The organism is Rhizobacter sp. Root404, assembly GCF_001425865.1.
Taxonomy (GTDB): domain Bacteria; phylum Pseudomonadota; class Gammaproteobacteria; order Burkholderiales; family Burkholderiaceae_C; genus LMDS01.
In genome coordinates this window covers 226,408-240,816 of the sequence record NZ_LMDS01000001.1, presented here as the reverse complement: position 1 = coordinate 240,816, position 14,409 = coordinate 226,408, and the positions used below count along the sequence as shown (strand labels likewise).

Below are 14,409 nucleotides of genomic sequence, written 5' to 3'. Positions count from 1 at the left end.
TGTGTTCGTTGTTCGAGGGCCGCTTACTTGGCAGGCACCGATTTGTTCTTCGCCTTCGCGATCGTCGTGTCGGCCTCTTGCACCGCCTTCGATTCGCTCGCGAGCATCACCGCCTTCGCCGCGCGCTCGCCGAGCGCCCGCTTGTACTCGTTCGGGAACACCTTGACGAACTTGGCGCGCGACTCGACCCAGTGGTCCATGATGTGGCGCGCGCGCAGCGAGCCGGTCCACTTGTGGTGGTCCTCGATCAGCTTCTTCAGGATCGCCTCGTCGGGCTGGCCGTTGTGCCAGTGGTCGCGCTCGGCCTCCTGCTCGGCGGCGCTCACGACCTTGCCGAGCGACACCATCGCGGTGTTGCAGCGTGACGCGAAGCTGCCGTCCTCGTCGTACACATAGGCCACGCCGCCGCTCATGCCGGCCGCAAAGTTTCGGCCGGTCTTGCCGAGCACCGCGACCGTGCCGCCGGTCATGTACTCGCAGCCGTGGTCGCCGGTGCCCTCGACGACCGCGGTGGCGCCCGACAGCCGCACCGCGAAGCGCTCGCCGGCCACGCCGCGGAAGAACGCCTCGCCGCTGGTGGCGCCGTACAGCACGGTGTTGCCGACGATGATGTTCTGGGTCGCGTCACCGCGGAACTCGATGCTCGGCCGGATCGCGATGCGCCCGCCGCTCATGCCCTTGCCGGTGTAGTCGTTCGCGTCGCCGATCAGGTAGATCGTGATGCCCTTTGCGAGGAACGCGCCGAAGCTCTGGCCGCCGGTGCCCTCCATCTGGATGAAGATGGTGTGGTCGGGCAGGCCTTCGGGGCGGTGCTTGATCAGTTCGCCGGAGAGCATCGCGCCGACCGTGCGGTTGACGTTGCGCACCTCCTGCATGAACTGCACCTTCTCGCCGGTCTCGATTGCCGGGCGGCACTTCTCGATCAGCTTGACGTCGAGCGCCTTCGCGAGGCCATGGTCCTGCTCCTCGGTGTGGCGGCGTGCGACCTCGGCCGGTGCGGTCGAGAGCTGGAACACGCGGCTGAAATCGAGCCCCTTGGCCTTCCAGTGTTCGACGCCCTTCTTCGTGTCGAGCAGGTCGGCGCGGCCGATCAGGTCGTCGAACTTGCGGATGCCGAGCTGCGCCATGATCGAGCGCGCTTCCTCGGCGACGAAGAAGAAGAAGTTGACGACGTGCTCGGGGCGGCCGGTGAACTTCTTGCGCAGCACCGGGTCCTGCGTCGCGACGCCGACCGGGCAGGTGTTCAGGTGGCACTTGCGCATCATGATGCAGCCCTCGGCCACCAGCGGCGCGGTCGCGAAGCCGAACTCGTCGGCGCCGAGCAGCGCGCCGATCACCACGTCGCGCCCGGTCTTCATCTGGCCGTCGGCCTGCACGCGGATGCGCGAGCGCAGGCGATTCAGCACCAGCGTCTGCTGGGTTTCGGCCAGTCCCAGCTCCCACGGCGTGCCGGCGTGCTTGATCGAGCTCCACGGCGAGGCGCCGGTGCCGCCGTCGTGGCCGGCGATCACCACATGGTCGGCCTTCGCCTTCGCGACGCCGGTGGCGATCGTGCCGACGCCGACCTCGCTCACCAGCTTGACGCTGATGCTGGCGCGCGAGTTGGCGTTCTTCAGATCGTGGATCAGTTGCGCGAGGTCTTCGATCGAATAAATGTCGTGGTGCGGCGGCGGCGAGATCAAACCGACGCCGGGCACCGAGTAGCGCAGCATGCCGATGTAGTCGGTCACCTTGCCGCCGGGCAGCTGGCCGCCCTCGCCGGGCTTCGCGCCCTGCGCCATCTTGATCTGGATCTGGTCGGCGCTCTGCAGGTACTCGGTGGTCACACCGAAGCGGCCCGACGCCACTTGCTTGATCTTCGAGCGCAGCGAATCACCCTCGTTCAGCTCGAAGTCGACCTGGATGTTGCCCGGCCCGATCACGTCGCTGAACTTGGTCCCGGCCTTGATCGGGATGCCCTTGAGCTCGTTGCGATAGCGCGCCGGGTCTTCACCGCCCTCGCCGGTGTTGGACTTGCCGCCGATGCGGTTCATCGCCACCGCGAGGTTGGCGTGCGCCTCGGTGCTGATCGAGCCGAGCGACATCGCACCGGTCGCGAAGCGCTTGACGATCTCGCTCGCGGGCTCGACCTCTTCGATGTGGATCGCCTTGCTCGGATCGACCTTGAACTCGAACAGCCCGCGCAACGTCATGTGGCGGTGCGACTGGTCGTTGATGATCTGCGCGTATTCCTTGTAGGTCTCGTACTTGTTGGAGCGCGCGCTGTGCTGCAGCTTGGCGATCGCGTCGGGCGTCCACATGTGCTCTTCGCCACGCACGCGCCAGGCGTATTCGCCGCCGGCGTCGAGCATGTTCTCGAGCACCGGGTCGTCGCCGAACGCGGCCTTGTGCATGCGGATCGCCTCTTCGGCGACCTCGAACACCCCGATGCCGCCGACCTGGCTCGCGGTGCCCTTGAAGAACTTCTGGACCAGGTCCTTGTCGAGCCCGATCGCCTCGAACAACTGCGCGCCGCAGTAGCTCATGTAGGTCGACACGCCCATCTTGGACATGATCTTCGACAGGCCCTTGCCGATCGCCTTGACGTAGTTGTAGATCGCCTTCTCGGCCGACAGGTCGCCGGCGAGTTCCTTGTGCATCGAGGCGAGCGTCTCCATCGCGAGGTACGGGTGGACCGCCTCGGCGCCGTAGCCGGCGAGCACGCCGAAGTGATGCACTTCCCTGGCCGAGCCGGTTTCGACGACCAGACCGGCCGTCGTGCGCAGGCCCTCGCGCACCAAGTGCTGATGGATCGCCGACAACGCGAGCAACGCCGGGATCGCGACGAAATCGCGGTTCATCTGGCGGTCGCTGATGATCAGGATGTTGTGGCCGCTCTTGATCGCGTCGACGCTTTCCGCGCACAGCGATGCGAGCTTGGCTTCGACGCCTTCATCGCCCCAGACCAGCGGGTAGGTGATGTTCAGCTCGTAGCTCTTGAACTTCGCGCCGGTGTGCTTCTCGATCTCGCGCAGCCGCGCCATCGCCTCGAAATCGAGAATCGGCTGCGGCACTTCGAGCCGCATCGGAGGGTTGACCGCGTTGATGTCGAGCAGGTTCGGCTTCGGGCCGATGAAGCTGACGAGCGACATCACGATCGCCTCGCGGATCGGGTCGATCGGCGGGTTCGTGACCTGCGCGAACAGTTGCTTGAAGTAGTTGTAGAGCGGCTTGTTCTTGTCCGACAAGACCGCCAGCGGCGAGTCGTTGCCCATCGAGCCGATGCCCTCCTCGCCGGCCTGCGCCATCGGGCTGAGCAGGAACTTCAGGTCTTCCTGCGTGTAGCCGAAGGCCTGCTGGCGGTCGAGCAGCGATTCGCTGTGCGGCGCCGGCTGTGCGCCGGCCGGCACGTCTTCGAGCTTGACGCGCACGCTCTCGATCCATTGGCGATACGGCTTGGCCGACGCGAACTGGTTCTTCAGTTCTTCGTCCTCGATGATGCGGCCCTGCTCCAAGTCGATCAGCAGCATCTTGCCCGGCTGCAGGCGCCACTTCTTGACGATGCGGTTCTCCGCGATCATCGGCAGCACCCCGGATTCGGAGGCGCCAACCACCAGGTCGTCGTCGGTGACGATGTAGCGCGTCGGGCGCAGGCCGTTGCGGTCGAGTGTGGCGCCGATCTGGCGGCCATCGGTGAAGACCATCGCGGCCGGGCCGTCCCACGGCTCCATCATCGCGGCGTGGTACTCGTAGAAGGCGCGGCGGCGCTCGTCCATCGTCGCGTGCTGCTCCCAGGCCTCGGGAATCATCATCATCGCAGCGTGGGCGAGCGAGTAGCCGCTCATCACCAGCAGTTCGAGCGCGTTGTCGAAGGTGGCGGTGTCCGATTGGTGCTCGAAGCTGATCGGGTAGAGCTTCTTCAGGTCGTCGCCGAGCACCGGCGACTTCATCACGCCTTCGCGGGCGCGCATCCAGTTGAAGTTGCCCTTGACGGTGTTGATCTCGCCGTTGTGCGCGACCATGCGGTACGGGTGCGCGAGCGGCCACTCAGGGAAAGTGTTGGTCGAGAAACGCTGGTGCACCAGCGCGAGCGCCGAGGTGACGCGGGTGTCCTGCAAGTCCTTGTAGTACTTGCCGACCTGGTCGGCGAGCAGCAGGCCTTTGTAGATCACGGTGCGGCAGCTCATGCTGGGCACGTAGTACTCGCGCGAATGGGTGAGCTTGAGCGCCTGGATCGCGCTCGACGCGGTCTTGCGGATCACGTAGAGCTTGCGCTCCAGCGCGTCCGGCACGATCACGTCGGGGCCGCTGCCGATGAAGATCATCTTCAGGATCGGCTCCTTGGCGCGCACCGTCGGCGACATCGGCATCTCCGCGTCGACCGGCACGTCGCGCCAGCCGATCAGGATCTGGCCTTCGGCCTTGACGGCGCGCTCCAGTTCCTGCACGCAGGCCAGGCGCGACGCATGCTCCTTCGGCAGGAAGATCATCCCGACGCCGTACTCCCCGGGCGGCGGCAGCGTGATGCCCTGCGCGGCCATCTCGGCGCGGTAGAACTCATCGGGGATCTGAATCAGGATCCCCGCACCGTCGCCCATCAGCTTGTCGGCGCCGACGGCGCCGCGGTGATCGAGGTTCTCCAGGATCTTCAGGCCTTGCTCGACGATCGAGTGCGCCTTCTGCCCCTTGATGTGGGCGACGAAGCCGACGCCGCAGGCATCGTGCTCGGACGACGGGTCGTACAAGCCACGCGTCTGTGCGCTCGTGAGTTCGGCATCGGAGGGCGCCGCGGACGACGAGGGGGCTGTAGTAAGGGGCATGGCGCGCGCTCCGGAGGCTCAAATCGGCTGGGAAGGATACTGCACTGCAGCATAGTTCTCAACACCAACAATCAGGGTCTGACACCAATTAACACCCGGCGATCATTCCGGTTCAATAAATTGGGGACAGATCAGCGCTGCGCAGCGCGCGGTCGTCCGGGCGAAGCCGGCCGGGGGCGCCTTTGGGCCTGCTGCGCCGCGGTCGCGAGAAACCCGTCGGAACCGACCGCCCACCCATGCGCGGCCGCATGCAAGATCGCTGCCAACTGGCGCTCCGGAGGCCCTTCCGCGGCGTAGCGCCGGTAGGCCGCCTCGCGCTCGAATGGCGTATTCCCCAGCGCCCAGAACGACGGGTGCGCGACGACGAGCGCATCGGCCTGTCCTGTCAGATGGTGGCCGGCGCTGCTGCGCACGTCGTCGGCGCCCGGCTCGGCGAGCGCCTCGACGAAGTACATCGCGGCGGGCAGCTGCGAAGCGGCTTCGATCACCGCCGAGCGGAACCGCCCTTCCCAGGGCGTGCCGCTGCGCGCGTGCCGCTGGTTGAACTGGCGCACGTAGCGCCGTCCGACCGATTGCATCATCCGCCCGAGTCCCTCGGCATCGCGCGGGGTCACGAGCAGGCGGACTTCGCGCGTCAACAGGCCGTACGCATGGATCGCCACACCCGCCTCGCGCCCCGCCTCACGTACGCTGGCAAGGTAGGCGTCGCGATCATGCTCGTCGATGAAGACCGGCTGTCCGTTGTGACCGCGATGGACGACCACATGCAGTTCGCCAGGCAGGACGATTCGGCGCAGGCGTGCCACTGCAGCGTCCCGACCGCGTCAACCCTGCCAGTCCAGGCCGCTGCGCCCCGGTCCGAACAGGCGCGCGTGCTCACGCAGCGCGAACCGGTCGGTCATGCCGGCGATGTAGTCGGCAACGGCTCGATGTTGCGGCGTACGCAGCGCATGCGTCGCCGGCAACTGGGCCGGGTCGGCGCTGTACGCGTCGAACAGATCCGCCACGACCTGGCGAGCCGCCTGGGTCGTCTGCACCACGCGCGGGTGTCGATAGAGCCCCGAACGCAAGAACGCCTTGACCTCGCGCGAGGCGGTGTGCGCGTCGTCGCTGCAGGCCATCAACGGCCCCGCCACGCGCGCCGCATCCGCGTCACGCGGCAAGGTGCGCGCCAAACGCGACGCACTGGTGTCGATCAAATCGTAGACCTGCGTCGACAACATCCGTCGCAAGGCCTCGAACAACAACCGGCGCCCCGCCAGCGCCGGGTGCGCCGCGAGCGACTCGCGGTGAAAGCGCGCGAAGGCCGGCAGCTCCAGCAGTTGCTCGTAGCCCAGCAGTCCGGAACGGACCCCGTCATCGATGTCGTGAGTGTTGTAGGCGATTTCGTCGGCCAGGTTGCACAGCTGCGCCTCGAGACTGGGCTGGGTGTGGTCGATGAAGCGCCGGCCCACGCCCCCGGGCTCGCGGACCTCGAGCGCTCGCGCGTTGCGCGCCGAACAATGCTTGAGGATGCCCTCGCGCGTCTCGAATGTGAGGTTGAGGCCGTCGAAATCGGGATAGCGCTCCTCCAGCTCGTCGACGACGCGCAAGCTCTGGAAGTTGTGTTCGAAGCCGCCGCTGTCCGGATGCGCCTCGCGCAGGCAGGCGTCGAGCGCATCCTGCCCGGCGTGGCCGAATGGCGTGTGACCCAGGTCGTGCGCCAGCGCGATCGCCTCGCACAGGTCCTCGTTCAGGCCCAGGGCACGCGCGACCGAACGCGCCAGTTGCGCGACCTCGAGCGAGTGCGTCAGGCGCGTACGGAAGAGATCGCCTTCGTGATTCAGGAAGACCTGGGTCTTGTAGACCAGGCGCCGGAAGGCCGTGCTGTGGACGATCCGGTCGCGGTCGCGCTGGAAGTCGTCGCGCGTCGGTGCCGCGGGCTCGGGCCGGGCGCGGCCGCGCGAATGCGCGGCCCGACTCGCCCAGGCGGCCGGGGCGCGAACAGGCTCCGTCATCGGGTTCACGCCGTGGCGTCGTCGATCACCTGCGCCACCAGGGCATCGGGCGCCGTGCGAACGCCCGCGCGCCCCGGGGACTCGATCACGACGAAACGGATCTCGCCGTCGCGCGCCTTCTTGTCGACGCGCATCAGCTCGAGGTAGCGGGCCGATCCGAGGCGCGGCCCGCGCACCGGCAGCCCCGCGCGTTCGACCACGCGGGCGATGCGGTCCTGGTAAGCCCGATCGATCAACCCGAGGCGCCGCGACAGGTCGGCTGCCATGACCATGCCGCAGCCCACCGCCTCGCCGTGCAGCCATTCGCCGTAACCCAGACCGCTCTCGATCGCATGCCCGAAGGTGTGGCCGAAGTTGAGAAGCTCACGCACGGCAGCCTCGCGCTCGTCGCGCGCGACGATGTCGGCCTTGATCTCGCACGAGCGGCGAACCGCGTGCCGCAACGCCGCGCGGTCGCGGTCCAGCAGCGCGGGCAGGTTGCCCTCGATCCACTGCAGGAACGATTCGTCGGCGATCGGCCCGTACTTGATCACCTCGGCCAGTCCGGCACTGAACTCGCGCGCGGGCAAGGTGTCGAGCACCTCGAGGTCGGCGATCACCCGCAGCGGCTGGTTGAACACGCCGATCATGTTCTTGCCGAGCGGATGATTCACCGCCGTCTTGCCACCGACCGACGAATCGACCTGCGCGAGCAGCGTGGTGGGCACCTGCACGTAGGGCACGCCGCGCATGTAGCAGGCGGCGGCGAAGCCGGCCATGTCGCCCACCACCCCGCCGCCGAGCGCGAAGACGATGGTCTTGCGGTCGCAGGCCGCGCCGAGCAACGCGTCGAAGATCGTATTCAGCGTCGCCAGGTTCTTGTGCGCTTCGCCGTCGGGCAGCACGATCAGCTGCACCTGCGCAAAGGTGGGCCGCAAGGCCTGCGTGAGTCGCGCCGCCAACAGGGGCGCGACCGTCTCGTTGGTCACGATCGCCGCCGCAGCGCCGGCCGGCAGGCCCTCGAACGTGTCGGCGCGGCCAAGCAGTCCGGAACCGATCAGGATGTCATAGCTGCGCTCGCCGAGATCGATCGCGACCCGTTCAACGTCATGGGAGTTCATCGGCGAAGTGTACGAGCCACGGCAAACGGGCGTCGCTCCCCGCCGCCGCTCAGTGCGGCGGTGCGTCGATCGGCGACGGCACGCCGGAGGCGTCGATCACGCCGGCAAGCTCGAGTTGCATGAGGATCATGTTGACGAGCGTGGGGACGGAGGGGCGGCCGGTATCGACGCTGAAGTGCGCGGTCTCGCGATAGAGCGGATCCCGGGTCGCGTACAGCTCTCGCAGTCGCGTCAGTGGATCGGCCACCTGCAGCAGCGGGCGCTTGGTATCGTGGCGCAGGCGCCGGAACAGGTCCTCGGGCGTGGAACGCAGGTAGACGACTGTCGCATGGCGGTTGAGGCGTTCGCGCGTCGCTTGTCGCAGGATGGCCCCTCCGCCGGTCGCGAGTACCTGTCGGGGCTTGTCCAGCACGTCCGCGATGACCTGCTCCTCGATGTCGCGAAATCGTGCCTCGCCTTCGCGCTCGAAGAAAGTACTGATAGAGCAGCCCACCTGGCGCTCGACGAGCGCGTCGGAGTCTGCGAATTCCCAGTTCAGCCTTCGCGCGAGTTGTCTGCCAACCGTGGACTTGCCTCCCCCCGGCATCGAGACCAACGCAATCAGCTCAGGCCTGCTCACGGCAGATGTACCAGCGTCACAGCTGGAATCCGTGGGCAGTGGAGGCCGGCTGGCGTCAGGCCCCAGGCGTCGTCGTCACAGTCAACGTGACGTTGTTGCCGAGCTTGTCGACGACGACGATGTTGCCGGGCGAGACACAGCCACCCAGCGTGGTGATCGTGAAGCTGCCCCCACGGTCGCTGACGGTTCCGGTACTCAGTGCGATGAAATCCGGCACGGTGTTGTCGATCCGATAAGGTGCGGCGCCGCCATACACAAATATGGTGGCGGTTCCGCCGCCGGGGCACACGCCAACGGACGTGCCTGCCGGCGGCGCCGTGAACGTCACGGTACTCGGGACTATGCTGAACGCCGTCGGCGAACCTGCTTCATCGTCGCCTCCGCCGCCGCACGCAGCCAACACGGTGGCCGCAACCATGGCGGAAAAAACGGCAGCCTGCATCCCTGTTTTCATCGCTCGCACCTGCTTTGATAGTGTTCTACGTACGCTCGGCTGACTGGCTGGAGCGTCACCGCGCTGCCGTCCGGTCCGTGACAACCTTGGGCGTGAGGAAAATCAGCATCTCGGTCTTGGTGCTCGACTTCGTCCGGGTCTTGAACAAATTGCCGAGGTACGGCACATCGCCGAGCAGCGGAACCTTGGAGATGTCCTCACGTTCGTTCTGCTCGAAGATGCCGCCGATCACGACCGTGCCGCCATTCTCGATCAACACCTTGGTCTGCACATGCTTCGTGTTGATTGCAAAGCCGGCGATACCCGCCGACGTGCCGCGACTGTCCTTGGTCACGTCCACATCGAGAATCACGCTGCCTTCAGGCGTGATCTGCGGCGTGACCTCGAGCTTGAGGTTCGCCTTGCGGAAGCTGACCGCCGTCGCGCCACTGGAAGTGGACGACTGGTAGGGGATTTCTTCACCTTGCTCGATCAATGCCTTCTGCTGGTCGGCCGTGATGACGCGGGGGCTCGAAACGATCTTGCCCTTGCCTTCGGCTTCGAGGGCGGAGAGTTCCAGGTTGAGGAATCGGTTCGCCCCGGCGGTGAAGAGCGACAGCGCAAAGGACGCGGGGCTGGCGTCGCCACCCAGCGGATTGCCGGCGGGAAGGCTGACGAAGTTCGTATCGTTGAAGCCGCTGGTGGCGCCAGGTTGCTGGGTTTGCGTGCCGACCGCGTTCAAGTTGCCCCCGACGCCGATGTAATTGCTGCCGCCGACGTTGTACCCGGAGATGCCGCCGCGAGCGCCACGGTTGTCAACCAATCCCAGCTTCACGCCGAGCGAGCGTCCGAAGGAATCGTCCGCGATCACGATGCGTGATTCGATCAACACCTGGCGCACCGGTATGTCGATCTTCGCGATCATGTCCGTGATCTCTTGCAGCTTCGAAGGAGTGTCGCTGACGAACATCTGATTCGTGCGCGCCTCGTAGATGACACTGCCGCGCGGCGAAAGGATTCGCGTATTCGTGACGCCTGTGGACTGTCCGCCGGAATTCGACCCGGTCAATCCGTTCGCCACGTCGGCCGCCTTCGCGTAATTCAGCTGAAATGACTGCGTGCGCAAAGGCTCGAGCGATGCGATCTGCGCCTTGGCTTCGAGTTCCACCTTTTCCTTGGCATTGAGCTCATCCTTCGGCGCGATCAGGATCACGTTGCCGGACTTGCGCAGCCCGAGGCCCTTGGCCTGCAGAATGATGTCGAGCGCCTGGTCCCACGGCACGTCCTTGAGGCGCAGCGTGACATTGCCCGTCACCGTGTCGCTCGTCACGACGTTGAAGTTCGTGAAGTCGGCGATCACCTGCAGCAGCGCACGGACCTCGATGTTCTGGAAGTTCAGCGACAGCTTCTCGCCCGCGTAGCCCGGGCCCTGCGTGAGCTTGTTCGGGTCGACCTTGCGCTGGCGCACTTCGAGGACGAACTGGTTGTCGCTCTGGTAGGCGCTGTGTTCCCAGTTGCCGCGGGGGTCGACGGTCATGCGGACACGGTCGCCGTTCTGTGTGGTCGTGATCGACTGCACCGGCGTGCCGAAATCGGTCACGTCGAGTCGACGACGCAGGTTGTCGGGCAACGACGAACGCAGGAACTCGACGACCAGACTCTGCCCTTGCTGGCGGATGTCGACGCCGACCTGGCTGTTCGGCAGTTCGACGACGACGCGACCGGCGCCATCGCTGCCGCGGCGGAAGTCGATGTCCTTCAGCGACAGCGGGTTGCGGTTCAGGCTCGGCGCGAAATTGCCAGAAGGTGTCGCGGCCGGCGCGGCCGCCACGGCGGCTTCCGGTGCAGGACCACCGTCCAACACGAGGAGCAGCACCTTGCCCTGCACCTCGGCGCGGTAATTGGCGGCCTTCTTCAAGTTCAACACGAGACGCGTGCGCTCCCCGGCCTGGGCAACGTTGACCGTGCGCAGATTGCCCTGGTTGATCTCGACGCTCGATTTGCCGAGGGCGTTGGAGACGCCCGGGAGGTCGATCGCGATGCGCGGTGGCGTCTGGATCGCGAAGCCGGCCGGCACGGCGGTCAGCGGTTCCGACAATTCCACGCGGATCACTTCGGAGCCGGCCTGCTGGCTGCTGCTGATCGACTGGATCGCGTTTTGGGCCAGCGCACTCGCGCAGGCACCCAACGACAACACGAGCGTCAAGGCACGGGCGCGCCATTTAGCGGTCATCTGATTCTCCTGATTGCTCTTCATCGCGCCTTCTCCTGAAGCTGGAGGGCGCTGGTGCGCTCAATCCATTCACCGGCTGCATCCTGGACGATTTCCCGGAGCGCCACGTCGGTCTCCGAGATCTTGGTGATCTTTCCGTAGTTCTGGCCGATGTAGTCGCCCGGCTTGACCTGATAGAGCAGGTTGTCGACCCGCAGTAGCGCGTACTGGCGACCGCCACGCACGACGCTGCCGACCATCGACATGCTGTCGAGCGGGTAGGCCTCGAGCGGCTCCTTGCGGCGGTTGATCTCGGCCGACAGCAGGGAATTCGGCTGCCGCGCTTCCTGCTTGAGTGCCACCGTCAGCTTCTGGTTGCTGAAGGGCTCGACGCCGCTCAGCGCCACATAGGGCTGCGGCACGAACTGCTTCGGGGCCGCGATCGGCTCGACGTTCGGCTTGACCTCGCGGCGCTGCTGGTCCATCCACTGGCTAAGCTCTTCTTGCTCGCCGCTGCAGCCGGCCAGCCCGGCGCCCATCGCCACGATGGCGATACAGATCATGAGCCGCGACGATCGAGTGCCAGTCGTGCTCATTTCTTCGCTCCCGGCTTGGCCTTGGCGGCCGCCGCGGCCTTGGTCGCATCCAGCTCCGCCTGGTCGAGGTAGCGATAGGTGCGCGCCGTCGCTTCCATCGAGAGTGCGCCCGTTGCTCCAGGCGCGGTGATGATGTTCATGTTGTGCAGCGTGACGATGCGCGACAGGTTGGCAATGTCGCCGGCGAAAGCGCCCATGTCGTGATATCGGCCCGACACGCGTATCGATATCGGCAACTCCGCGTAGTAGTCCTTCACGACCACCTGGCCGGGCCGGAACAACTCGAACTGCAAGCCGCGGCCGAGGCCCGCCTGGTTGATGTCGGACAGCAGCGCGTCCATCTCGGCCTTGCCGGGAAGCTGCTTTTCCAGCTGCGTGACATAGCCTTCGACCTGAAGCTTCTGCTTGCGCAATTCGGCCAGGTTGACGGCTTGCGACAGCTTGGCGCGGTAGTCCGCCTTGAGCTTGGGCTCCTTGGCGCGCTCGGCGTCGAGTTCCTCGTGCGAGGTCTGCAGCAGCAGGAACCAGCCGAGCACCACGACCGCCACGGCGACGAGCGCCCAGACGGCCAGCTTGGGCAGCAGCGGCCACTGCCCGGGCTGGTTCGGGTTCAGGCCGCGGAACTGCGAAGCCGCGCCCTCGAACACCGAGTTCAGGTCGAGATTGATAGGGGTTGCTTTGGTCGCCATGGCGGGTCAAGCCTTCTTCGCCGCGGCCGCGGCACTGGCCGGGGCGCTGGCGGGGATCGCCTGAGCAGCCGCCTTGTCCTGCGGACGCTTCACGGTCAGACGCATGGAGAAGTCGAACAGGCGCTTCTGCTCGCGATTGGCGCCAGTCACGACCGTGGCCTTGCTTTCGATCAGTTCCGGCTTCACGAGCCACTCGGAGTTGTAGGCGGTGTTGCGCAGAAACTCGGAGATGCGTTCCTGGGTCTGCGCGATGCCGGTGATGTTCAGAATCTGCCCGTCCTGTCTCATGGCGGTGAAGTACATCCCCTCGGGCGTCTGGCGCACGAGCTCGTTCAGGATGTGTACCGGCACGTTGCGGTCCGTCTGCAGATCCTCGACGGCCTTCTGACGCGCCACCAGCGAGGCGATCTCGGCCTTCAGGTTCGCGATGTCTTTGATCTCGAGTTCGAGTTTCGCGATCTCGGTGGCCAGGAACTTGTTGCGGTCCTGCTGCGCCGACTTCAGCTGCTCGACCACGAGGTACCAACCGCCGACGATGCCCAGACCGACGACGGCCGCCACGCCCAGGCCCGCGAAGAACGCGATCTTGCGGCGCTTGCGTCGTTCTTCCCGGTGCGGGAGTAGATTGATCAGGATCACTGCACGAACCTCCGCATGGCCAGACCGCAGGCCGTGAGATAGGACGGAGCCTCGCGACGAAGCTTGCTCTCACGCACCGCCGAGCCGAGCTTCATGTTCTCGAACGGGTTCACCACCATCGAGGCGAAACCGGTCAGTTCGGTGACGCGGTCCTTGAGGCCGGGCAAGGTGGCCGTGCCACCCGCCAGCATCACGTAATGCACCTTGTGGTGCGGCGTGCTGGTGAAGAAGTACTGCAGCGCCCGGCCGATCTCCTGCGACAGGCTGTCGACGAACGGCGCCAGCAGGGTGGCCTCGTAATCGTCCGGCAAGTCGGCTGCGAGCTTCTTCTGTTCCGCTTCCTCGTACGAGAAGCCGTACTGGCGCGAGATCAGTTGCGTCAGCTGCGATCCGCCGAACGCCTGGTCGCGGTCGTAGAGCATCTCTTCGTCGCGCAGCACCTTGAGGCTCGTGGTGTCCGCGCCAATCTCGAACAACGCGACGAGCGCATCCTTGCCCTCGTTGGGCAGCGACGCGATCACGCGGCTCATCGCAAGACGCGACGCGTGCGATTCGATGTCGAGCACCACCGGCGTCAGACCGGCCGCTTCGGCCAGGCCCTGTCGATCCTGCACACGATCCTTGCGCGAGGCCGCGATCAGCACCTCGACATCGCCCACCGAGGTCGGGCTCGGGCCGATCACGCAGAAGTCGAGGCTGACCTCGTCGAGCGAAAACGGAATGTACTGGTTGGCCTCGGTCTCGACCTGCACCTCGAGTTCTTCCTCGCGCAGGCCGGCGGGCAGCATGATCTTCTTGGTGATCACCGCAGACTGCGGCATCGCCATCACGACGTGCCGTGTCTTGGTGCCGCTCTTGGACACCACGCGCTTCACGGCTTCGGCGACCTCGTCGAATTTCTCGATCTGGCCATCGGCAATCCAGCCCTTTTCGAAGCTCTCGACGCCGAACCGCTCGACCACGTATTCGCCGGTTGCCGACTGTCCCAACTCCACGAGCTTCACGCTGGATGAGCTGATGTCCAGCCCGATCATCGGCGGATGTTTGCGGCCCAACAACGTGTCTAGGAAGCTCACGACGCCTTTCCACCAGCTGTGAAGAAACGTGCTGGATTGTTAATAAGTTACTTCAATGCTAGCAGTAAAGCCTTTGTGCCACAAAGAAAAATCCGGTTTGCGGCACACGCGCTCGTTGCAAAACTCACACGCTAACAAACGTTGCTCGGAGTCGCCGAGCGCATTCTCGAAAGCATTCGGCGGGCCACCCCACGAAGGGCCGAAAAGCGTCACTCCCTGCAAGATCGGCCGCGCCACGCTTTTCTATAA

Annotated in this window: 11 protein-coding genes; all 11 read right to left on the bottom strand. The window is 65.7% G+C overall.

What is annotated here, in order from left to right:
- Positions 1–23: 23 nt before the first annotated feature.
- Entirely contained in the window at positions 24–4,799 is a 4,776-nt protein-coding gene (locus ASC76_RS01180; RefSeq protein WP_056461176.1) for a glutamate synthase-related protein, read from the bottom strand.
- Positions 4,800–4,930: 131 nt separating this feature from the next.
- Entirely contained in the window at positions 4,931–5,605 is a 675-nt protein-coding gene (locus ASC76_RS01175; protein WP_056461173.1) for a transposase, read from the bottom strand.
- Between the two features lie 18 nt (positions 5,606–5,623).
- Positions 5,624–6,796, bottom strand: a complete 1,173-nt coding sequence (locus tag ASC76_RS01170; RefSeq protein ID WP_056463013.1) for a deoxyguanosinetriphosphate triphosphohydrolase — start codon at positions 6,794–6,796, stop codon at positions 5,624–5,626.
- Between the two features lie 5 nt (positions 6,797–6,801).
- On the bottom strand, positions 6,802–7,896 hold the full coding sequence (gene aroB, locus ASC76_RS01165) for a 3-dehydroquinate synthase (RefSeq protein WP_056461170.1): 1,095 nt from the start codon (positions 7,894–7,896) through the stop codon (positions 6,802–6,804).
- Positions 7,897–7,945: 49 nt separating this feature from the next.
- Positions 7,946–8,515 (bottom strand): shikimate kinase, encoded by a 570-nt coding sequence (locus tag ASC76_RS01160; RefSeq protein ID WP_305814894.1) that lies wholly within the window; start codon positions 8,513–8,515, stop codon positions 7,946–7,948.
- A 55-nt stretch (positions 8,516–8,570) separates the two neighbouring features.
- A complete protein-coding gene (locus ASC76_RS01155; RefSeq protein ID WP_157615191.1) occupies positions 8,571–8,969 on the bottom strand; it encodes a hypothetical protein in 399 nt (132 codons plus the stop codon).
- A 55-nt stretch (positions 8,970–9,024) separates the two neighbouring features.
- The gene (gene pilQ / locus ASC76_RS01150; RefSeq protein ID WP_056461164.1) at positions 9,025–11,205 is read right to left on the bottom strand and encodes a type IV pilus secretin PilQ; all 2,181 of its coding nucleotides are present in this window, start codon (positions 11,203–11,205) and stop codon (positions 9,025–9,027) included.
- Positions 11,202–11,723, bottom strand: a complete 522-nt coding sequence (locus tag ASC76_RS01145; protein WP_056461161.1) for a pilus assembly protein PilP — start codon at positions 11,721–11,723, stop codon at positions 11,202–11,204. Before ASC76_RS01145 ends, pilQ begins: the two co-directional genes overlap by 4 nt.
- Before the next feature lie 29 nt (positions 11,724–11,752).
- On the bottom strand, positions 11,753–12,445 hold the full coding sequence (locus ASC76_RS01140) for a type 4a pilus biogenesis protein PilO (RefSeq protein WP_056461159.1): 693 nt from the start codon (positions 12,443–12,445) through the stop codon (positions 11,753–11,755).
- Positions 12,446–12,451: 6 nt separating this feature from the next.
- Positions 12,452–13,084 (bottom strand): PilN domain-containing protein, encoded by a 633-nt coding sequence (locus ASC76_RS01135; RefSeq protein ID WP_056461156.1) that lies wholly within the window; start codon positions 13,082–13,084, stop codon positions 12,452–12,454.
- A complete protein-coding gene (locus ASC76_RS01130) occupies positions 13,081–14,118 on the bottom strand; it encodes a pilus assembly protein PilM (protein WP_056461153.1) in 1,038 nt (345 codons plus the stop codon). Before ASC76_RS01130 ends, ASC76_RS01135 begins: the two co-directional genes overlap by 4 nt.
- Positions 14,119–14,409 lie beyond the last annotated feature (291 nt).

Bases quoted from the DNA above. Each gene is read 5' to 3' on its own strand.
- ASC76_RS01130 (WP_056461153.1), bottom strand. From the start codon at position 14,118: ATGATCGGGCTGGACATCAGCTCATCCAGCGTGAAGCTCGTGGAGTTG.
- ASC76_RS01180 (WP_056461176.1), bottom strand. From the start codon at position 4,799: ATGCCCCTTACTACAGCCCCCTCGTCGTCCGCGGCGCCCTCCGATGCC.
- ASC76_RS01145 (WP_056461161.1), bottom strand. From the start codon at position 11,723: ATGATCTGTATCGCCATCGTGGCGATGGGCGCCGGGCTGGCCGGCTGC.
- ASC76_RS01170 (WP_056463013.1), bottom strand. From the start codon at position 6,796: ATGACGGAGCCTGTTCGCGCCCCGGCCGCCTGGGCGAGTCGGGCCGCG.
- ASC76_RS01155 (WP_157615191.1), bottom strand. From the start codon at position 8,969: ATGAAAACAGGGATGCAGGCTGCCGTTTTTTCCGCCATGGTTGCGGCC.
- aroB (WP_056461170.1), bottom strand. From the start codon at position 7,896: ATGAACTCCCATGACGTTGAACGGGTCGCGATCGATCTCGGCGAGCGC.
- ASC76_RS01140 (WP_056461159.1), bottom strand. From the start codon at position 12,445: ATGGCGACCAAAGCAACCCCTATCAATCTCGACCTGAACTCGGTGTTC.
- pilQ (WP_056461164.1), bottom strand. From the start codon at position 11,205: ATGAAGAGCAATCAGGAGAATCAGATGACCGCTAAATGGCGCGCCCGT.